The sequence below is a fragment of the Chloracidobacterium thermophilum B genome (assembly GCF_000226295.1).
Classification (GTDB): Bacteria; Acidobacteriota; Blastocatellia; order Chloracidobacteriales; family Chloracidobacteriaceae; genus Chloracidobacterium; species Chloracidobacterium thermophilum.
Map to the genome: position 1 here is coordinate 2,214,319 of NC_016024.1, position 20,267 is coordinate 2,234,585.

Sequence of the window (20,267 nt, forward strand, 5' to 3'; positions counted from 1 at the left end):
TGCGTCTTCGCCCCGCACGACCTGTGTTATGTTTTCGGCACATCACACGCGATGACATTTCACTATGGATCGTTTTACTTCGCTTGAGGCCTTCGTCGTCGGCGTCGAAGACCACACGACGTTGCTCAGGCTTTATCTGGAACGGCTGCGCCGCGCACCGCACAATCCGGCCTACCACCTGGCGGTCTGTGAGCACACGGACGAACTGCTGACGGCCGTCCGCGAGCTGCGCCGCGACCAGAACAACCTGTCGCCACACACCCGCGAGGGCGTCGAGGCGCTGCTGTCCCTGGCGGAAGCCGGTGCAGCCTTGGCGTTGCGTCTGGCCAGCTTTGCCCCGGAACAGCAAACGTCGGCGCTCGATGGGCTGACCCAGGCCACGACCTGCTTTGTGGATATGGTGCGCACGATGAGCGACACAGGCCGGGTGATAGAAGTTTCCCTGACGCATCAGATTACCCAGCGGCTTCAGGGCTTCCTTGCCGCGCCGCTGTCAGCCACGCCCGACACCAACCAACAGACGCGACGGATTACCACCGAAGTCACCTTCGACGGCAATGAAGACCCCTTCGATGACCTTGCCGTGGACCTTGACGACGACTTTCTCGATGACGTGATCGGCAGTCTCGAAGGGGCTTTTGACGCGGCCACGCATCCATCGTCGGAGTTTGCCCTGCCGGAAGGCATCTGGCAGTCCGAAACCGACCCTGGTGTTCCCCCGGAAGTGCGGCAACTGTTTGCGGACATTGCCACGGGCTACGTCCAGCCCATCAAGGATTTCATCACTGAACTGCGCAAAGGGGCCTTCGCCCGCGACTGGCTGGAAGCCTGCCGTCCGGCCGTGGTGAACCTGCGGCGTGCCTCACAGTCCATTGCCTTCACCGATCTGAGCATCCGGCTGGAACGCCTGGAAGCCGTGCTGCTTCAGGACCACAGCGAAGGCGACCGGCGGCGCTACGGCCGGCACTGGAAGCTGCGCGTCCTGAGCGCTTATGCCGATCTGGAGGATTACCTGCCCGCGACCTTCTTCATTCCGCCGGCCCCAACGTCATCAGAGAGCATCGTGCTGACAACACTGCTCAAGCAGGTTGAAGGTGTCGGGCAAAAAACCATCCAGAAACTGTTTGCAGCCGGGATGTCGCGCCTCGAAAGCTACACCACCGGGCTGCCAAGCGATATTGCCCTTGCCGCCGGAATCAAACGCACCCTGGCTGAGCGCATCTGTCAGCGCATTGACGCCTATCTGCGGGCCCGTGAAACCACCGACACCGCCGGGCCACAACGCCTGCTGGGATTGGTCGAAGAACTCAAGCAGCGTCAGTTTGAGTTCAAGCGGGCAACCCTTGAAGAATGGTATCGCCGGACGGATTCAACCGAGAAAAAACGCTGCCGCAAGGCTCGCCAGGAAACCATGTGGCGCATCAACATTGCCCTGGTTGAGCTGGAGCAGCTCGATGTCCTGCACGAAATCCGCAACGCCGTTTTTGACAAACGCATCCGGCGGTTGGAAGAACTGGTCGCCACGCTGTTGAGAACGCCATGAGCCCCGTCCGTCACCAGACCATTTTGTTTGTGGGAAGCGACCCGGAAACGGCGCAGCTCATCAACAAAACCCTGACGCTGGCCGGCTACCACGTTCTGGTGACAGATGACCCAAACACGGCGCATACGCTGTCTGACCAGCCCCCAACGCTCATCATTGCGGATACCACGCCGGGCGTCGGGGAACTGGCCCCGGCCCGCATCATGCGGGAGCGGTTCGTCACCACGCCGATCATTGCCCTGACGCGCCTGCCGGATGAGATTCTCTCCCGTGCCATGGAGCGGCTGCGGCTTTCTTCACTGGTCAAACCCGTGACGCCGGCACTGCTGCTGGCCACGGTGGCTGACGAAATCGAGTGGTCGCAAAACCAGGGCACACACACCCGCATCACCTCGCCACTCGAAACCATTGACATCAGCGAAGACCTCGTACTCCTGCTGAGCAACCCACAGTTTGCGCCGCCGCTGGATGTTGCCTACCGCCGCACACCGGCCATGGAATCGGCCCTGGCCGCGGCCAAACTCTCTCCCTCGAATGTGACGCTGCTCGACCTGTTCGACGGTCAGAACTCCCTGGCCGACATCATTGCCAGCCTGCCGCACCTCGAACCCAAGATTCTGTTTCTGGCGACCTACCTTGTGCGGGTTGGCTGGCTCGTGCCGTGGTCGGCCGAGCTTGCGGAAGAACATTCGCAGGACGATGCCCCAAAGGATACAATGACCGGGCTATGAACATAGATGTCATTCTGTGGGCCAAGGAAGTCGAAGTGCGCGGGCTGCCGCGCGAACTGGAAACCGAATACGAAGGTCGGGGCGCTTTCTGGGTGACACGCGGGCTGCGGATGACGCGCAGCCTGTTTGAACTTCTTGAAATCGAACACCCGGAGCTGACCTTTCGGAAGTATGAAGTTCCCCGGCCGCCCGCGGCCGGACAGCCGGAGGCACCACGTCAGGGGGAAGCTGTGATATGACGACGGCACGGCTGGAAGCCCTGCAGAAGCTGCTGGCGGCGAATCCCAACAACCCGATGGCGCACTACGGCCTGGCCAATGAGTACTGGAAACTGGCCGACTACCAGGCCGTCGTCAGACACCTGATGGCTTACCTGGAAACCGGCGATGACCAGGGAGCCGGCTACCGGCTGCTAGGGCAGGCGTACCAGCGCCTTGGCGACATTGCCGCCGCCCGCGCCGCCTGGGAACAGGGCCAGCGTGCCGCGGAACGCCACGGACATCCCACCATGGCCGCCGAAATTGGCGAGTTGCTGGCCGATCTGGAGACATAAGCCATGCCGTTCTCACCCCAGCCTCCAGTGCCTTCCCGGCGGCCGACGTGGCTCCAACGGCATTGGTTTGTCCTGGGCAGTCTGACCGTTGGCCTCATCGGGAGTGGCTGTTTCATCGCCTGGCAGGGCCAGACCGTTGGCGCGCAAGCCGAAGCCACGCTGCACCAGGTGTCAGCCAGCACCGGCTTGACGCTCGACGGACGCCTCACCCACCTGCCGGCGGCCAAACTGGCTCCTGTCCACCGGGGCAACCCTGACAACGACCAGCCCCAACTCCAGCTCAAGGCGACCCGGCAGGCGCTTGAACGGGAACTTATCCGCCGCCCGACCCTGGACGGCCACCGTACGCTGGGCCGCTGCTACCTTGCCGAAGGCAAACCACTCGCAGCTTTTGCCCACCTGCAAATGGCGGTTCAGCAGTTTCCCCGTGATGCCGCCCTGCACAGCGACTTGGGGTTGGCTCTGCTCGAAGTCGCCCGCACCTCACCGGCGGCAGCCGAAGAAGCCCTGGATGCCTTGGATATGGCGCTGCGTTTGGAGCCAAATCTGCTCGAAGCCCGGTACAACCGCGCCCGCGCGCTCGAGATGCTCGGTCGGTGGGACGAAGCACGGCTGGCCTGGCAGGACTACATCCGGCGCGATCCCGACTCAACCTGGGGCACAGCCGCCCGTGAACGGCTTGCCTTTCTCGACCGCTACGACCGCACCACTTCGCAACCCTGACCGCACAGCTTCCTGACCTGAACGGTTCCGGCAGAGACCGTCCAGGCACTCACCAGGCACTCACACCGATGGTTGCCGGATCAGCACCGGCGGCGGCAGTGTGGGCGCTTCCGCCCGCCGGGTGACACGCACGCGCGCCACGCGCCGCCGCTCGACCTGCTCGACGCGAAATTCGTAGTCCTGATAGCGGACGACATCGCCCGAAGCCAGCAGCCGCCCGGCCTGGGTCATGAGAAAACCGGCCAGTGTGGCGTAGTCATCCGATTCGGGAAGGTTGAGGCCGAATTTGCGATTGACTTCACGCACGGCGATAGCGCCGTCGAAGATGAGCGTGCCATCCGGTTCCGTCCACACCATGGCTTCCTCGTCAGTGACGTCGTGCTCGTCCCGGATGTCACCGACAAGCTGTTCGAGGATGTCTTCCAGCGTCACGATCCCTTCAACCGTACCGTGCTCATCCACGACGACCCCCAGCGGCGACTGCGCCGCACGCAACTGCCGCAGGGCTTCCTCCAGGTGCGCAGTGTCCGGCACGAAGACCGGCCGGCGCAGCAGCGTACCAACGGACAACGGCTCCTTGCGGGCCAGACAACGCAGGATGTCTTTGGCATGGATGAACCCCACGATGTTGTCCGGGTGGGCATCGTGAACCGGCAGGCGTGAGTAGCCCGATTCACACAGCGTCTGAAGAATGTCATCCGCCGTTGCCGTCAGCGGCAGGCTGATGACTTCCGGGCGCGGCACCATGATTTCCCGTACCACGGTGTCGCTGAAATGAAAGACGTTGTGGATGAGTTCGCGTTCGTCGGCCTTGAGGTGTCCGCTCTGGTGTGACAGGGCGACAAGCTGCTGGATTTCTTCCTGGGTATAGGCTGCCGTGTGATGTCCACCGGGCAGCGGCGTCACACCGAAAAGGCGCACGGCGCGGGCCCCGGCCCGGTCCAGAAGCCAGATGAACGGATGAAAAACGCGGCAGAAGAGGTCCAACGGGATGGCTACGGTCAAAGCCACCTGCTCCGCCCGCGCCAGTGCCAGCGACTTGGGCGCCAGTTCACCAAAGACGATGTGCAGCGCGGTGATGAGCGAAAAGGCGACGGCGACGGCAATGGCGTGGGCGGAAGCATAGAGCCACAGCCCGCTGGGCATAAATGCTGCCAGCCAGTGCTCGAAAATCCGGGCAAAGGTCAGCTCGCCAATCCACCCCAGGGCCAGGCTGGCCAGCGTGATACCAAACTGGGTGGCCGAGATCGTGCCGTCGAGATCGTCCATCAGCCGCAGGGCTGTCACGGCTCGCCGGTGCCCACTTCCTGCAAGGGATGACAACCGTGGACGCCGCGCTGCCACGAGGGCAAACTCAGCCGCCACAAAGAAGGCATTGGCGGCCACGAGAAACCCAATGGCGACAACCTTGAAGACGACCAGTGGAACGGGATCACCCATTCTGGACCAACCTGGAATGGCGGCGATGCCAGGGCAGCATCGCCGCCGGGGACAGCCTGACGCCGCTTAGACTGCCGCCGAAGCAGCAGAAGCTTTGCCATTTTTCTTCTCGAACTTGATGAAGGCTTTTTGCAGTGCCTGTTCGACGGCTTCTTCGACTTTTTCCTGGGGCTTTCCTGAAGCCATGGTCAGTTCACTGATGACCAGATACCGCGCCCGTTCAAGCAGACGCTTCTCACGAAACGAGAGGGGCTTGAGACTTCCCAGATAGGTCAGGTGCTTGAGAATTTCAGCCACGCTGAAGATGTCGCCGCTGCGCATCTTTTCTGAAAATTCCTTGAAACGGTCTTTCCAGTCCGACGGCGGCGCAACGAAGTTCGTCGCCAGCAGTTTCAAGAGTTTTTCGCCATCTACGGTCTTGATCGGGGTTCGGATGCCAATCGCCTGAACCTTGTCAACCGGGACATTGACCGTCGTGTTATTTCCACTAAGGCGCAACTGGTAGAATTCCATTTCGACGCCATCGAACTCCATGCGCTTGATAACCTCAATGACGCCGATGCCGTGATTGGGATAAATCACTTTGTCGCCTACTTTAAATCCCACAGTAATGACCTCCTGAGTGATGAAGACGGGGCCGTGCAAGTGTTTGGCACAGTTTGGATAGCAATGGCAGACCGACCATTTCGAGAAAAACTACCCAAAAACGAAGACGTGACCACGGCGCATTTTACGCCGGAGAGGGTGGACGGTCAAACGGATTGCGATAGCATGCCTGTCTCCCGGTTCCGGGAAGACAGTATGCCCCCAGAGGGCGGCGCTCTACACTTTTCCTGTCCAAAGGATGTTGCCCGATGCCCAGCCCGGATGACCGCACGCGCGCCTTTCTGCACGATCTCACCATCAGCCCGCTGTGGTGCGAATGCTTCCATCAACTGCTCACCGAGACCATTCCCCTGCCGGAGAGCGGACACATCCTGCTCGTGGAGTGTGGCACCGGCGGACTGGCCATCGAACTTGCCCACCGGCTGCGCAACACCGGCACCGTCACCGCCAGCGACAGCGACCCGGCACGGTTGCAGATCGTACGGGACAAGTGCCAGGTAGCCAAACTCGACAACCTGCGCATTCTCGACCGTGACCAACTGGCGGATGATCCCGTTGCCGAAGGCTATGATCTGGTCGTGGGCGATGCCTCACTGCTTCCGACCGAGGCTCTGCCGCCTCTGCTGACGCTTCTGCGGGAGCGCGTGGGCGAGGGCGGACAGGTCGCGGCCTACGCGCTCCTGCGGGGCAGCTTCGATGAGTTTTTCTCCATTTTCTGGGAAGCCCTCTATGAGTGTGATCTGGCAGAAGACCTGGCCGTACCACTTGAAACCCTGCTGCGGACCCACCCGACGCCAGCCGACATCCGGGCGCAGGCGGCCGACGCCGGACTGCACAACGTCACCATTACCAGCAGCAAAGAGACCTTTTCCTTCGACAGCGGACACGCCTTTCTCGAATCGCCGCTCATTGCCGGCTACTGGCTCGACCGCTGGCTGTCCATCGTGCCACGGGACTATCTCAACTCCGTCCGGGACTCGCTGTGTGACATCATTGACCGTGACCGTGGCACCTACCCCTTTGAAGTCAGCATCAAAGCAGCGCTGCTCACCGCCCGCGCCGAACCATCCCCCGGCGCAGACGATGAAGACCTGGAAGAAGATGAGGACCCGGAAGAAGACCCGGAAAACGATGTTTAGACGCCCCGGACACACGGACACAACCGGAACTGGGTACAACGCCCGCCCCCTGGCGGCAGCCTGTCACGTGGCTCCATCCCGCCGGTGGACAGGCTGGCGCTGGCTTCTTCCGGCGCTCGGCCTCTGGCTTCAGAGCCTGGCCCTGCCCGTTCCGGCCCAGACGCCTTCCGCCCCGGCGGCCCCGGATACCGCAGCCGCCATTGCGCGGTTCGAGGCCGGCCAGGACGCCCACCAGGCCGGACAACTCACTGCCGCGCTCCGGCTCTACGATGAGGCTCTGGCGCTGGACGACACCCTCGCGCCCATCCACTTCCAGCGCGGCATGGCCCTCCTGGCGCTCCGGCGCACCGCCGAGGCCGTCACGGCCTTTGAACGCTGCGTGGCGCTTCAGCCCGATTTCCTGCGCGGCTGGTTGCAGTTGGGCGCGGCGGCGCTCGCGGCCAACAACACCGTGCAGGCGGAACGGGCCTATGCCACGGTGCTGCAACTCGCGCCGGACCATCTGGAGGCGCGGCTTCACCTGGCGCGCCTGGCGCTTGGCCGCCAGAAACCGGAAGCGGCTCTGGAAGTCCTGGCACCACTCGGCACGTCCGCAGTCCCGCCCGAAGTGAATGTCCTGCGCGGACAGGCACTTCTGCTCGCCGGACAGACCGAGGCTGCCATCAAAGCCTTTTCCCAGGCACTCGCCGGGCAGTCCAACCACCCCGAAGCGCGCCGTGGACGCGGCGACGCCTACGCCGTCCAGGGACAGATGGAAGCGGCCGTAGCTGACTGGCAAGTGGCTTATGCGTCCACGCCACATGCCGAATTGGCCGCCAACATCGTCAGCGCCCTCTACCGGCTCGACCGGCCGGAAGCCGCCCGCGTATTTCTCGAAGCGGCCCGGAAACAGTTTCCCCAGGACGCACAACTGGCCACGCTGGCCTCGTCGCTTGAGGGCGAGGCCGCCGTTGTCGCCGCCGCGACCCTGCTCCGGGCCGGGCGCTTTGCCGAAGCCGCTGCCGCCTACGCCCCCCTTGTAGCCCAAAACCCCGAAGCCATTGCGCCGCGCGCCGGACTGGCCACGGCCCTGTTCAAACTCGACCGCTTTGCCGAAGCCGCCCGGCACTTCGTCCTTCTTTCGCAACAACAGCCGGAAGTGGCGGCAACCTACTTTTTTCTCGGCGTCTGTTATGACAAAATGGGCGACTACAGACAGGCGCTGGCGGCTTACGAAGCCTTTCTTGCCCGCGCCGATGGCGTTCATCACCAGCTCGAAATCGAAAAAGTTCACCTTCGGTTGCCCAGTCTGAGACGGCAGGCCGAACAGTCGAAACCCCGAAAGCCCTGAAACTGGGCCATGGCTTCAATGGCATCCCCAGTCGGGCCGTCTTTACCAGCCGGGCTACCCTGGCGCACAGGAGGGCAGGACGATGCGGCATTCGACCTTATTGCAGCGCGATTGTCGTCAGGCACGTCGAATCCTTGGCCTCTGGCTCTGGATTGCCGTGTTTGGTGTTGGTGTCTGGGCGGATGACCCGGCCGGGTCAGCGTCCGCGTTGCCGGCGGGACTGTCCGAAACCGAGCGGCAGACGCTTCAGAAAGAGACCAATCCCAAGGACCACCTCGATGCCTGCCTGAAAATCGGCACCAGCCGACTGGCCACGGCCGTTGAAGCCGTCAAGCAGGAACGCTACGAAACGGCGGCCCAGGCGCTGCGGGTCTATACCGGGTTGCTTGATTACACCCACGGTTACACCCGGCAAACGGCCAAGGAAAAGGTACGCCAGCACATGCTGCGCAAGCTGGAAACGACGCTCCGCCAGCAACTACCGGTGCTGGAGTGGATGGTCAACGGCATGCCCGAATGTCACGAAGGCTGCGCCCGGCAGGCGCTCAACCGCGCCCGGAGTATTCGCCGGGAATCCCTCAATGCCTACTTCGGCGGTGAATTTCTCAGAGCCGGCGACCCACCGACCGAATAAGCTCGCGACGTACCATGACGGCACGATGGTTCGGACTTTGCGGCGGCTGGCGGCGAGGGTTGGTGTTTTTGTTCAGTCTGTTGCTGTTCAGTCCGGGGCTGGCGCAGCAGCGGGGCGACGTACTCAACGAACAGGAAATCGAGCGCGTCCGCGAAGCCCAGGAAATTGACCAGCGCACCGAGGTGTTCCTCAAGCTGGCCGGACGCCGCCTCACCGCCCTTGAAGGCCGTCCTGACCCGCTTACCAAGCGTGAGCAGTGGGGCGAGCCGCCCAACGGTTCACCCCAGCAACTCCTTGCGGCTTACACGCGCATTCTCGAAGAACTCGCCGACAAACTGGACGCCGTTGCCGAAACCAAAGGCGAAAAAGACCCCCGGCTGCGGAAGGCGCTGGCGCGTGTCCGCCACTATATGGAATCCCACCTCACCCGCCTGGAACGCCTTTCCCCCGGCGATGATGAACGACCCGCACACCGGGCTGCCCTGCAGATGGCGCGCCTGCTGCTTGACGGAGCCAGCGACGCCTTGGCGAAATAGCCCCCTCCCCGGCACGTTTATCCACGTCGTTTTACCTATCCAATGTCTCTGGCTGAAAAACTGTCCAGTCTGCCCACCGGTCCGGGCTGCTACCTGCACAAGGACGCCCACGGGACGGTCATTTACGTCGGCAAGGCCAAAAACCTGCGCCACCGCGTGCGCAGCTACTTTCAATCCAGCCGCCACCACGATCCCAAAACCCAGGCCCTTGTGGCGCACATTGCCGATGTCGAGTTCATCGTCACCGATACGGAAGTCGAGGCGCTGGTGCTCGAAAGCAACCTCATCAAGCAGTACAAGCCGCGCTACAACGTCCTGCTCAAGGATGACAAGCAGTATCCGCACCTCAAGCTGACGCTCAACGAACCGTTCCCACGGGTCATCAAGACGCGGCGCGTACTCAATGACGGGGCGCTGTACCACGGCCCGTACCTGCCGGCTTCGCTGGCGCACCAGACGCTCCGGCTTGTCAACCAGATGTTTCAGCTCCGCACCTGCGACATCGAGATTGACGGCAAGCGCGACCGCCCCTGCCTCGAATACCACATCAAACGCTGCCTCGGCCCCTGCGTCCGGGAGTTGTGCGGCCCGGCGGAATATGCGGAAGCCGTCCGGGACGTGAAGCTGTTTTTCGAGGGCAAAAACAAGCAACTCGTCGCTGAGTTGCAGGCCCGGATGGAACGGGCGGCCGAAGAACTGCGCTTCGAGCAGGCCGCCCGCTACCGCGATCAGCTTCGCCTCATCGAGCGGCTCGGTGAAACCCAGAAAATGATGCTCAAGGACGCTGCCGACGTGGACATTTTCGGCTACCACCGCGACGGCGCGCGGCTGGCTCTCCAGCTTTTCACCATGCGCGAGGGCCGCATCATCGGACGGCGCGAGTTTTTCTGGGAAGACCTCCCGCCCGGCGACGACTTCGACCCGGCCGCCTTTCTGGGCGAGGCGCTGACCCAATACTACGCCTTGGGCAACTACGTGCCCCACGAAGTCCATGCCCCGCACGACTTTGCTGACCGGGACGTACTGGAAGCCTTCCTGTCGGCGCGGCGCAGCGCCAAAGTGCGCATCCTGACGCCCCAGCGCGGGCAGAAGCGCGAACTCATCGAACTCGTTGAGCGCAATGCGCGCGTGGCCTTCGACCAGCGTTTTCGGACGCTCAAACCCGACATGGCCGATGTCCTCGACGAACTGACCGACCTGCTGGCGCTGCCCCGCTTCCCGGCGCGCATCGAGTGTTTCGACATTTCCCACATCCAGGGCGCGGAGGCCGTCGCCTCCCTGGTCGTGTTTGAAAACGGGCAGCCGGCCAAGGATGAGTACCGGAAGTTTCGGATCAAAACGGCCACCGGCGGCGACGATTTTGCCGCCATGCGCGAGGTCGTCGGACGGCGCTACGCCCGGCTGCTGCGGGAAGAAAAACACCTGCCCGATCTGGTCATTGTGGATGGCGGCAAGGGACAGCTCAGCGCGGCAGCGCAGGCGCTGCGGGAACTCGACCTGGAGGCCCTGCCGCTGGCCTCGATTGCCAAACGCGAGGAACTCATCTTCGTCAAAGGTCGGGAATCCGACCCGCTCCGGCTGGAGCGCCATTCACCCCTGCTGCATCTCATCCAGGCCATCCGGGATGAAGCCCACCGCTTCGCCGTCACCTTCCACCGCCAGCGCCGCACACTGCGGGATTTCGATTCCGAACTGCTGGCCATTCCCGGCATCGGGCCGAAGCTCAAGAACCGCCTGCTGCGCAACCTTGGCAGTCTGGAAAACATCCGGCGCGCCAGCATCGCCGAACTGACCCCGTTCGTTGGTGTGCAGCGCGCCCGCGCCATCTGGCAGCACTTTCACCCGGAGACCCCGGCCGCTGACGCCTGATACCCTCCAAAGCAGGTCAGAACCGCTTGGTCACGCGCACGTCGAAGCCGAAGTTGCCGCGCTGGTCGCGGATGCCGATGATGGACACGTTGTTGCGCAGACGGTACTCGATGAGGATGATCTGCTCTTCGGCCGTGGCCAGGTTCGTCGAAAAGGTCACGCTCAGGTCCTTCGTGATGCGGCGTCCGACGGTCAGCCGCGCCGTGGGGTCGCCGCCGCGCCCCACCAGCAACGGGTCAATCTGAAACCGGTTGATGCCAAACAGCCGTCCGGTCTGCTCCTCGATGCGTTCTGTCAGCAGTTCGGAAAGCAGGGTGGTGGCGGCGCTCACGTTGGCCTGCTGGGCCGCCGTGGTCGTGTTGGCAATTTCCGGCGGCGGCAGGGTTCCGGTGGCCAGCAGGGACAGAATGCTCGACTGCGGCAGATTTGGCTCCGAACGCAGAATCGGCGTGAAGTTGTCGGCCGTGCCCGTCAGTCCGACGATGATCCGGTAGCCCTGAATTGTCGCCTCGGCCTGGATGTCATAAAACGTCGTGCCGGCCGGCCCTTCGGGAATCACGACCACGCCGCGTGTCACCTCAAAGCGGTCATTGCGAAATTCAAGCTGCCCGCGCGTGATCAGGACGCGGCCGGAAACATCCGGGTCATCTATCGAACCGCTCAGCCGCAACGACGCCGCGCCCACCACATCGGCAATGTTGTTCCGAATGAACAGTGTGTCCGGCGCTTCCACCCGGACATCGAGCGTCGTGAACGTCGCGCGCCGGGCGCGGGTCTGAAGGGAGCTGCCCACGCCGCCCAGGCCGATGAACTGCGTCCGTACGAGCGTGGCCAGATCGGTATTCGTCGTGTACTCGGCGCGTTTGATGCGCACCACGCCGCTCAGCACCTGAAGCGACCGGTTGCCCTGCAGCACCAGATCGCCATCGGCCAGCGAACGGATGTCACGCGGATACTTCACGCGCACGTTCTCGGCGCGCAGTCCGAACCGCCACCGGACATCGCTGAGGCGCTCGAAGATGGCCCCGCCGGTCACTTCGACCTTTCCGCCGCCGGCGTCGGCCGTCAGCGTCTCGATCTGCGCCCGGTTGGCATTGAACAGAATGCGTCCGCCGCCGTTTTCGAGTGCCAGCGGCACATCGGTAATCCGCAGCCCAAAGTCGTCAATGTCGGTGTAGCCGGTCAGGCGCGGATTGAGGAGGCTGCCACCCAGGGTGGCCTTAATGGTCAGCTCGCCCCGCGAGGTGATGCGTTTCGAGAAGCCGCGCAGTAGCTTCAGGTCAACTTTTCCTTCGGCCGTGACGGTATCGCGGCCGCCGGTCAGCCCCAGTTTCCCGGCCAGCGCCAGTGAAGTCGTTTCGCCACGCTCATCCCGGAGACGAAAGTTCCGAAACTCCAGCGCCCGGTCGCTGACGGAAAACTGAAGAGGGCCGTCGTTGACAATGACGTAGTTATCCTGCACCGCGCCAAGTTCGCCCAGCGGCACGACGAGCCGCAGCGCCGAAAAATCTCCGGTCAGGGCCAGCTTGCCGGTGGTGAAACCGCCTTCGTCGGTGACCGGGTCCACGGCATAGAGCGGTCCCGCAAGGCGCAGGCGGCCGGTGATCTCGCCGTTCAGATTTTGCGGCCCGACATCGAAAATGGACAGCACCGGAGCCAGCGGCGTCTGGTTGAAATCAAATTGGCTTTCGACCAGCAGGGCCAGTTCGCCGTCCGGGTCGAGGTACGTCACGGTCGCGTCCGCACGATAGGCAAAATCGCGGTACTGCGCCGTCAGCGTCAGCCGGGCTTTTTCCCCATCAGGATCACTGGCTGCGCTGAGCCGGACATCCCGGAACGTATCATTGCCAATGGTCAGCGTCTCACTCGTCGCCTTGAAGGCGAAATCCAGATGATTCGACAGCACCTGGCTCACGGTGGAACGCGAGCTGACATCGAACCGGATGACACCCGCCAGCGGCAGATCGGTCCGCCCGAAGGTCTGTGCCACGGCGGCGGCATCAAGGCCGTTGGATTGCAGCGCCACGTCGTAAGCGCCGGCCGACGGCTGGTAACGTCCCTGACCGCTGATGACACCGGCCGGAAAGCGGGCCACGAGGCCCTCCAGCACCCACTCGTCATCCCGCAAGGAAACGCGCGCCTCTCCACGGCGCAGTTCACCCAGCGGCGTTTTGGTCGAGGTCAGCGCCAGCGTTCCGTCGCCCCGTATCTGCTCGGCCGCTTTGAGCCAGTCACGTGACCCAAGACCGCCCGTGAGCGCTGCCAGGTTGGGCAGTCCGGTCAGGTTGAATTCGCCGTCGGCGCGTCCGCCCAGATCGGTCAGGCGGCCGCCGAGGGCGTTCGTCGCCGGAATGGTTTGCAGGATAGCGCCGAGGGAAGCCAGTTTGAGTTCGTATGCCTTGAGATTGACCTGAGTGGGCTGGCCTTCCGTCCAGCCGCCGTTGAAACCGGCAATAATACAGCCGCCGTCCGGCTGGACGAGCGAAGCCTCGGTCAGGGTCACGGTCGTCGGCGACGCCTCGAACTTTACAGCCGCCCGGCCGATGCGTTGGTCGTTGACGTAAATTCCGCCCACGCTCGCTGTTCCGGTCAACGTCGGGGCTTTCAGGGAACCGGCGATGGTTCCGGTGACATCCCCGGCCCCGCGCAGCTCCAGCCGGGCGTCTTCGGTTTGGGTCGTCAGTGCAGGAATGTTGAAGCCAAGCCACTTGGCCAGCGTTTGTGCCTGGGCCAGTTCCGGGGTGTGGTAGTCGAGCGTGGCATTCACCTCCCGCGCCCGCCAGCCATAACGGCCGGAGACCGTCAGGACGCCTTCCCCGACACGGGCCACCAGGGATTCCACTTCGACGACGCCCGGCGTCAGGCCGGCGCGGACTTCGGCGGTCAGCGGCAGCGGGGCTGTTTCCGGGCTGCCTTCGGGCGGCACGGCCTCGCCGGTCAGTGTGGCCTGGACGCGCCCGCTGGCCCGCAGTGCCTCCAAGCCGGGCCAGGCGGCTTCCAGTTGCACGTTGCCGCGTCCGGTCAGGACGCGCGCTGGCAGGGGGGTCAAGCGGGCCACCTGCCCAACATCAAAGCCCGTGAGGGTGAACCTGGCCTGTGACCGCTCGCGGGTTTCGGCCGAATAGACCAGGCGCATTTGTCCCTGCAACCGGCCGCCCATGACCCGTGCCGTGGCCCCGGTGATGTCCACGGCCGTTGGAGAGACGGCGACGTGGGCAGACAGGCTATCCAGCGCATAGCCGGCAAAAGTGACCCGCCCGGCTTTGACATCGCCTTCGGCGCGGTTTGGAAAACGTCCGAAGGGTGTGTCGAGCACGTACTGGGCTGTCAGCCCGGAGACCGTCACCCCGGCCAGGCGTCCGGTCAGCGGTTCGAGGTTGCCTTCCAAGGCAATCTGTTCGGCGTCGCCAGCCACGCGGACGGGCATCTGCACCCGTCCCGTCAGAGGCAGTCCAGCGAGCAATGTCTGGCTGGTGGCGGCAAGATCGAGCGTCACATAGGCATTGCCTTCGTAGCGCGGTACGTTATCGGGCCAGCGCACGCGGCCGGCTGCCGTCACTTCGCCGAGCGGCGTTGTGAGCACCAGTGTTTCAATCTCAGCGGCCTCTTTTGTGACCGTTCCCGTCAGGCGCAGCCGCGCTTCGTTGAGCGTCCGCTGGCGGCCGTCACCGGCTGTCACCGTGACCGCTGCTGCATCGAAGCTGGTCTCGACGCGCAGGGTGTGTTTGTCGAGTGTGCGCCCAAACAGCGCAAAGTGGTCAATCTGCCCATCCACGCCATAGGTCGCAGCGGCAACCTGCACCGTACCGTCCCGGATGACGATGCGGCTCCCCTCAAGCACCTCATCCACCAGTGGCTCATCTGCTTCGGCCGGCAGCGTCCGGCGGCGTTCCGGCAGGCGGATGCGCGCCAGGTTGATGCCCCGGTCATCGAAGGTCAGGTTGAGCGCCGGGCGGTCAAGGGTCAGGTGACGCAGGGAAAAAGCCTGCCGCCAGAGGCTTTCGACGTTGATTTCCGCCGTCAGGCGGTCAGCGGTGAAAAATGGCTGGGCGTCACCCGGCAGGAAGCAGGCAATCCGCCCGGCTTCCGCCGAGGTCGAAAACAGATGCACCCGCAGATCGCCGATTTCCGCCCGCACGTCCGTCTGGCGTTCGAGTTCGGCAATGAGTTTGCGCCGTACGAAGTCGTCCAGCCCACCCTGAACCAGCCAGACGACGCCAGCGCTGAGCAGTCCCGTGACGACGAGCGCCAGCACCAGAAAAGCCATCCGCCAGCGTTGTCCACGTGTCACAGCCATGTTGCAGTGCTCACACAGGGGAATTTTGGGGGACCCGCACGAACCCGCCGCAGGCAGCTTAGCACGCCGGTTCATCCGCCCGGTTTCCGAAAGATAACGCCAGGGACTGTCCTGTTGCCCCTGCCGGACGTATCCCCGGTATTTCCGGTCAGCTACTTTACGCGCGAATCTTATGCGCCAATCTTACGGATGACGTGCGGCGGAGCAGCGGATATAGTCGTGGGCACTTTATCTGTATTCAGTTCACGATCTTTGTCTGACCCTTTTCTCTGGTTATGCCGTATATCGAGGAGAACATCCTGTGTCACCGCCGGATTCCCCACATCGTCATCTGCTTGAGTTGATTCGTCGGATCGCCGCGGGAGACCAGGCTGCCCTGGGAGAGTTTTATGACCTTACATCCCGACAGGTCTTTGGCGTGGCCAGACAGGTTTTACACAACGACAGTGATGCCGAGGAAGTGACCATGGCCGTCTATCTGGAAGTCTGGCGCCGCGCCAAAGATTATGACATCCAGCGTGGACGCCCCATGACCTGGCTCCTGATGATGGCTCGCAGCCGGGCCATTGACGCCCTACGGATGCAGCGGCCGGGCCGGCAGCTCCCGATGGAGTCCGTCACCAACGAGAATTATCCTGCCTCATTGGAATCTCCAAACACGGTGCAGGACGTGGAACAATCCCTCCTTGCAATACAGCGGGGAGACCTGGTGCACAAGGCACTCCAGAACCTCTCGCCTGACCAACGACAAGTCATTGAGCTGACATTTTTCCTCGGCTTGACCAATCAGGAGATTGCCGACCGCCTGGCAATTCCACTGGGAACAGTCAAAGGACGCCTGCGCCTGGCACTTCAGCATCTGCGGCGCTGGTTGGGTCCGGCGATGAAGAAAGGTTGGTTATGACAAACAATAGCTGGTCCGAGGAAGAGCAACCGTGGGAAACGCTTCTGGGTTATCTCCTCGAAACACTCGACGCAGATGAACGTCGGGCGATTGAAAACCACCTGGTAGATAACCCTTGGCTGCGCACCGAAGGGTTGGAAACGATGCGCCAACTGGCCACGCAGATTCTTGAAAGCTGTGCCGCCGAGCCACCGGCGAAGCTCCGCGCGCGGCTGATGTCCACCATTGGTCAGCCCTCCACCATACCCCCCTCTCCACCCGAAGCCATTCCCTATTCGACGCTTTCGCGGGCGCGCGATGGCGCGTGGATCCCCTGGCAGCCGGGGTGGATGACCCGGCTGCTTTATCACAACCTGGCCGAAGACCTCATTGTGACCTTGGTTCGCGCCGAGCCGGGCGCGTCACTTCCACCACATCGCCACCAAATCGCTGAGGAAGTCTTCGTTCTGGAAGGCGATTTGACCGTGGGTGAAGAACGCCTTGGACCCGGAGATTACATTCGGTCGGAAGCCGGCACGACCCATACCCACAACTTCACGACCACCGGCTGCACGATTCTGGTTCGCCGTTCCCTGAGCGAATGCCAAGCTGAATATCCAGGCAAAGGCGCAGAATAAAGCGCACCCGACCGGCATCGGTCGGGTGCGCTTCAGGGGAATATCTGGCAGGCGTGACCCTAAGCGGCGGCGGATTTTTCCGGCTCGATGATTTCGTTCCCGCGCCCAAACAGGAAGCGCGTCGGGTGCTCCCGCATGATCTTGTCCTGCAGGCGCATCAGCCCGTAGAGCAGGGCTTCCGGGCGCGGCGGACAACCTGGCACATAGACATCCACCGGAATGATCCGGTCCACACCCTGCAGGGTTGAGTAGGTGTTGAACGGCCCGCCGACATTGGAGCACGACCCCATCGAAATGACCCACTTCGGGTCGGGCATCTGCTCATAGACGCGGCGCACCACCGGGGCCATTTTGAGCGTAACCGTGCCGGCCACAATGATGAGGTCAGCCTGCCGCGGACTGGGACGGAAGACCCCGGCGCCAAAACGGTCCAGGTCAAAGCGGGAAGCCCCGGTAGCCATCATTTCAATGGCACAGCAGGCCAAACCAAAGGTCATCGGCCAGAGTGCCGACTTGCGCGCCCAGTTGAAAATGTAATCCACCGACGACAACACCAAACCCGGAGCTTCTTCACGCACCATGGTCTTCACCACCTTTCACGAATGCCAGAGCAGCCTGATGCCGGAGGAATTTCCAGCGCGCAGGGCAACCGGGCCACCTTTACGCCCAGTCCAGCGCCCCCTTGCGCCAGGCATAGTAGTAGCCAACCACCAGGATGCCGATAAAAATGAACGCTTCGATGAGTCCGAACAGGGCGAGCTGATCGAAAATCACCGCCCACGGAAAGAGGAAAATGGTCTCCACGTCAAAGATGAGAAACAGCATGGCGATGACGTAGTACCGCACCGAGATGCGTTCCCGCGCGTCGCTGACCGGATCAACGCCACACTCATAGGGCATCATCTTTTCGGGCGTCATGACCGTCCGGCGGATAAACCGTCCAACGGTCAGGGCCCCAACCGGAATCGCCAGCGCAATGGCAAAGAGAAGCGCAATCGGAATGTAGCCCATGATGGGGCCGCGTACCGGCATTTCTGTGGCAGCTTGTTGCAGGAGCAAGAACACCGTGGAAATCATAGCGGGCAGACCATGGGCGATGCGCGGATGACTTTCCGTAACCCAGCATACGCTGGACGGCTGTCACCCGGCGATTGTTCCGGCGGTTGACCGGTTTCGCAGCCGTGAAGTGTGGATGTTATTCGGCCGGCGGCGTCGGTGTGGACTCGCCGGACGCAGCCTCCGAACCAGGCGCGGTCGCAGGCGGTGCGGCCGCCGCTGCTGCGGCTTCCTTGTTGAGCTGCCGGGTGTCCAGTTCGCGGATGCGCGCCGCCTTGCCACGCAGCTTGCGCAGGTAGTACAGCTTGGCCCGCCGCACGCGCCCGCGCCGCACGACTTCGATTTTGTCAATGCTCGGCGAATGCAGCGGAAAGATACGCTCCACCCCGATGCCAAAGCTGATCTTGCGCACGGTGAAGGTCTCCCGGACTCCCCCGTGCTTGCGGGCAATGACAACGCCTTCAAACACCTGAATCCGCTCTTTCTCACCTTCCTTGATCTTGACGTGGACGCGCACAGTATCGCCGGGAATGAAATCGGGATGCTCCCGCAAATAAGACTGCTCGATGGCCTGTAGTTCCGGCTTGATCATGGCTTCCGTTCCTCTCGCACTATGATGATGAATGGCATGTCAGGGGCTGACCGGCTGGCGGCGACGGGTGCAACAGCTCTGTCAGCAAGCGGCGGTCAATCTCATCCAGCCGCGTTTGGTCGGTCAGTAAATCCGGGCGATAGCGCAGCGTTTTGCGCAGGGCGGCCCGCCGCCGCCAGAGTTCGATTTCGGCATGGTTGCCGGTCAGCAGTTCGGCCGGCACGGCGTGTCCGCGATAGACGGGCGGGCGTGTATAGACCGGATAATCAAGGCGTCCGGTCTGGAAGGATTCCTTCTGGGCTGAGGTCGGGTTGCCCAAAACGTCCGGCAGCAGGCGGATAACGGCATCCATCACAACCATCGCGGCCGGCTCGCCTCCGCTCAAAACGTAGTCGCCAATGGAAATCTCTTCGGTGGCCAGGTGTTCCGCGACCCGTTCATCCACCCCTTCGTAGCGCCCACAAATCAGAACAACTTGGGATTGCCGGCTCAGGTGCTGTGCCATGGACTGGTCAAAGCGGCGTCCCTGGGGCGTCAGCAGGACGACCGATGGGTTGGACTGGCGGTGGGTCAGGGCTTCGACTGCCCGAAAAATCGGCTCCGGCTTGAGCACCATGCCATCTTCGCCGCCATAGGGACGATCATCCACGACCTGGTGGCGATCATAGGTCCAGTCGCGCAGGTTGTGGATGCCAATTTCGACCTGGCGACGCTGGCAGGCGCGCCGGACAATGCCATAGGCCAGAAACCCTTCAAAAAACGCCGGAAATATCGTCAGAACATCGAACCGCATGATGTCGCTCGCACTCCCTCCGGCCGTGTGGGTCTGGTCCCCATCAGCCGCCGGCGTTCTCAGCTACCCGGCTGCCCCTCAATCCAGCAGCCCTTCCGGGGGTGAAATCCGAATCCACTTGGCAACCACATCCACGCTGGTGCAGATGGCACGCACAAACGGCACGAGACATTCCTGGCGGCGTCCGTCGGGGTGTATCCGTTCCACTACCAGCGTTCCCCCGCCATACGGGGCCACATCCACGACCGTCCCAACGACTTCCCCGCTTTCCAGTTCCACCCGGCAGCCGATGAGATCATCCTGAAAGAACTCATCGGGCGGCGGGATGACCCGCGCTGAGAGCGGTACACAAACCTGATGCCCGGCCAGCGACTCGACGGCGTTGATGTGGTCCAGACCGACGAACTTCAGAATAACGTTCCCTTTGTGAAACCAGGCCCGTTCAATCACGGCAGCCCGTGCAGTCCCACGTGGTGGGCGCAGCCACACTGGGACGCCAGGCGCAAACCGTTCGGGGTAGTCGCTCAGCGACGTAGCCACGACTTCCCCCCGCAGGCCACGGGGGCGGCGGATAGCGGCAATCGTCACGAGTTCTTCGCGCGGGTCAGCCAACACACTCATTCGACGACCTCCAACACCACCCGGCGGGCGGATGTTCCTTCGACGGCGGTCAGCAGGGTACGGATAGCTGTAACAGTACGTCCCTGGCGGCCAATGACCTTGCCGATGTCCGGCGGAGCTACGGTCAGCCGGACCACCAACGTGTGGCCGTGCATTTCAGCCGAGGCCGACACGGCTTCGGGGTCATCCACCAGGGCACGTGCCAGATGCTCCACCAAACGAACCACGTCTGCCACGACCGCTCCTCACCAGGCAACCGACCATCCGACGTTGGCGCTACCGG

General features: G+C 62.9%; 21 protein-coding genes. 12 read left to right on the forward strand and 9 right to left on the reverse strand.

The window, feature by feature from the left end; genetic code table 11:
* Positions 1-64: 64 nt before the first annotated feature.
* From CABTHER_RS09110 to CABTHER_RS09130, 5 genes are read left to right on the forward strand one after another with little or no spacing between them, the layout of a single operon-like run.
* Positions 65-1,543 carry a hypothetical protein gene (locus tag CABTHER_RS09110; protein ID WP_014100341.1) on the forward strand — a complete coding sequence of 493 codons (1,479 nt, stop codon included), beginning with the start codon at positions 65-67 and terminating at the stop codon, positions 1,541-1,543.
* Positions 1,540-2,274, forward strand: a complete 735-nt coding sequence (locus CABTHER_RS09115) for a DNA-binding transcriptional response regulator (protein WP_014100342.1) — start codon at positions 1,540-1,542, stop codon at positions 2,272-2,274. The genes CABTHER_RS09110 and CABTHER_RS09115 overlap by 4 nt, the downstream gene beginning before the upstream one ends.
* Entirely contained in the window at positions 2,271-2,513 is a 243-nt protein-coding gene (locus tag CABTHER_RS09120) for a hypothetical protein (RefSeq protein WP_014100343.1), read from the forward strand. The genes CABTHER_RS09115 and CABTHER_RS09120 overlap by 4 nt, the downstream gene beginning before the upstream one ends.
* A complete protein-coding gene (locus CABTHER_RS09125; protein WP_014100344.1) occupies positions 2,510-2,827 on the forward strand; it encodes a hypothetical protein in 318 nt (105 codons plus the stop codon). The genes CABTHER_RS09120 and CABTHER_RS09125 overlap by 4 nt, the downstream gene beginning before the upstream one ends.
* A 3-nt stretch (positions 2,828-2,830) precedes the next feature.
* Entirely contained in the window at positions 2,831-3,550 is a 720-nt protein-coding gene (locus CABTHER_RS09130) for a tetratricopeptide repeat protein (RefSeq protein ID WP_041569181.1), read from the forward strand.
* A gap of 60 nt (positions 3,551-3,610) precedes the next feature.
* On the opposite strand, the gene CABTHER_RS09135 is transcribed toward CABTHER_RS09130, so the two are convergent.
* Together CABTHER_RS09135 and CABTHER_RS09140 are read right to left on the reverse strand one after the other, a co-directional pair.
* The gene (locus tag CABTHER_RS09135) at positions 3,611-4,990 is read right to left on the reverse strand and encodes a hemolysin family protein (RefSeq protein ID WP_014100346.1); all 1,380 of its coding nucleotides are present in this window, start codon (positions 4,988-4,990) and stop codon (positions 3,611-3,613) included.
* A gap of 66 nt (positions 4,991-5,056) precedes the next feature.
* Positions 5,057-5,596, reverse strand: coding sequence for a CarD family transcriptional regulator (locus tag CABTHER_RS09140; protein ID WP_187288363.1), 540 nt, complete (start codon positions 5,594-5,596; stop codon positions 5,057-5,059).
* Between the two features lie 248 nt (positions 5,597-5,844).
* Here CABTHER_RS09140 and CABTHER_RS17030 point away from each other — a divergent pair, with 248 nt between their 5' ends.
* The 5 genes from CABTHER_RS17030 (at position 5,845) to uvrC (ending at position 11,104) form a co-directional block, all read left to right on the forward strand.
* Entirely contained in the window at positions 5,845-6,735 is an 891-nt protein-coding gene (locus tag CABTHER_RS17030) for a class I SAM-dependent methyltransferase (RefSeq protein ID WP_014100348.1), read from the forward strand.
* A complete protein-coding gene (locus CABTHER_RS09150) occupies positions 6,728-8,065 on the forward strand; it encodes a tetratricopeptide repeat protein (RefSeq protein ID WP_041569182.1) in 1,338 nt (445 codons plus the stop codon). The genes CABTHER_RS17030 and CABTHER_RS09150 overlap by 8 nt, the downstream gene beginning before the upstream one ends.
* A gap of 82 nt (positions 8,066-8,147) precedes the next feature.
* Entirely contained in the window at positions 8,148-8,699 is a 552-nt protein-coding gene (locus CABTHER_RS09155; protein WP_148264007.1) for a hypothetical protein, read from the forward strand.
* A gap of 68 nt (positions 8,700-8,767) precedes the next feature.
* The gene (locus tag CABTHER_RS09160; protein WP_148264008.1) at positions 8,768-9,235 is read left to right on the forward strand and encodes a hypothetical protein; all 468 of its coding nucleotides are present in this window, start codon (positions 8,768-8,770) and stop codon (positions 9,233-9,235) included.
* 42 nt (positions 9,236-9,277) lie between these two features.
* Positions 9,278-11,104: an excinuclease ABC subunit UvrC gene (gene uvrC, locus CABTHER_RS09165; RefSeq protein ID WP_014100352.1), complete on the forward strand. Its 1,827-nt coding sequence runs from the start codon at positions 9,278-9,280 to the stop codon at positions 11,102-11,104.
* Positions 11,105-11,120: 16 nt separating this feature from the next.
* Here the strand turns inward: uvrC and CABTHER_RS09170 are convergent, their stop codons facing one another.
* Complete coding sequence (locus tag CABTHER_RS09170; protein WP_014100353.1) at positions 11,121-15,401, reverse strand: translocation/assembly module TamB domain-containing protein; 4,281 nt, start codon at positions 15,399-15,401, stop codon at positions 11,121-11,123.
* Between the two features lie 301 nt (positions 15,402-15,702).
* Between CABTHER_RS09170 and CABTHER_RS09175 the strand changes: the two genes are divergently transcribed.
* Positions 15,703-16,305 (forward strand): sigma-70 family RNA polymerase sigma factor, encoded by a 603-nt coding sequence (locus tag CABTHER_RS09175; protein WP_041569184.1) that lies wholly within the window; start codon positions 15,703-15,705, stop codon positions 16,303-16,305.
* Complete coding sequence (locus tag CABTHER_RS15890) at positions 16,302-16,922, forward strand: cupin domain-containing protein (RefSeq protein WP_014100355.1); 621 nt, start codon at positions 16,302-16,304, stop codon at positions 16,920-16,922. Before CABTHER_RS09175 ends, CABTHER_RS15890 begins: the two co-directional genes overlap by 4 nt.
* 59 nt (positions 16,923-16,981) lie before the next feature.
* Here the strand turns inward: CABTHER_RS15890 and CABTHER_RS09185 are convergent, their stop codons facing one another.
* The 6 genes from CABTHER_RS09185 to CABTHER_RS09210 form a co-directional block, all read right to left on the reverse strand.
* Complete coding sequence (locus CABTHER_RS09185) at positions 16,982-17,503, reverse strand: NADH-quinone oxidoreductase subunit B (RefSeq protein ID WP_014100356.1); 522 nt, start codon at positions 17,501-17,503, stop codon at positions 16,982-16,984.
* Between the two features lie 79 nt (positions 17,504-17,582).
* Complete coding sequence (locus CABTHER_RS09190) at positions 17,583-17,999, reverse strand: NADH-quinone oxidoreductase subunit A (protein WP_014100357.1); 417 nt, start codon at positions 17,997-17,999, stop codon at positions 17,583-17,585.
* 118 nt (positions 18,000-18,117) lie between these two features.
* Positions 18,118-18,570 (reverse strand): 50S ribosomal protein L19, encoded by a 453-nt coding sequence (rplS, locus tag CABTHER_RS09195; protein WP_014100358.1) that lies wholly within the window; start codon positions 18,568-18,570, stop codon positions 18,118-18,120.
* A 19-nt stretch (positions 18,571-18,589) separates the two neighbouring features.
* Positions 18,590-19,363 (reverse strand): tRNA (guanosine(37)-N1)-methyltransferase TrmD, encoded by a 774-nt coding sequence (gene trmD / locus CABTHER_RS09200; protein WP_014100359.1) that lies wholly within the window; start codon positions 19,361-19,363, stop codon positions 18,590-18,592.
* A 78-nt stretch (positions 19,364-19,441) separates the two neighbouring features.
* Positions 19,442-19,984 carry a ribosome maturation factor RimM gene (gene rimM / locus CABTHER_RS09205; protein WP_014100360.1) on the reverse strand — a complete coding sequence of 181 codons (543 nt, stop codon included), beginning with the start codon at positions 19,982-19,984 and terminating at the stop codon, positions 19,442-19,444.
* Positions 19,981-20,220 (reverse strand): KH domain-containing protein, encoded by a 240-nt coding sequence (locus tag CABTHER_RS09210; RefSeq protein ID WP_228374046.1) that lies wholly within the window; start codon positions 20,218-20,220, stop codon positions 19,981-19,983. The genes rimM and CABTHER_RS09210 overlap by 4 nt, the downstream gene beginning before the upstream one ends.
* Positions 20,221-20,267 lie beyond the last annotated feature (47 nt).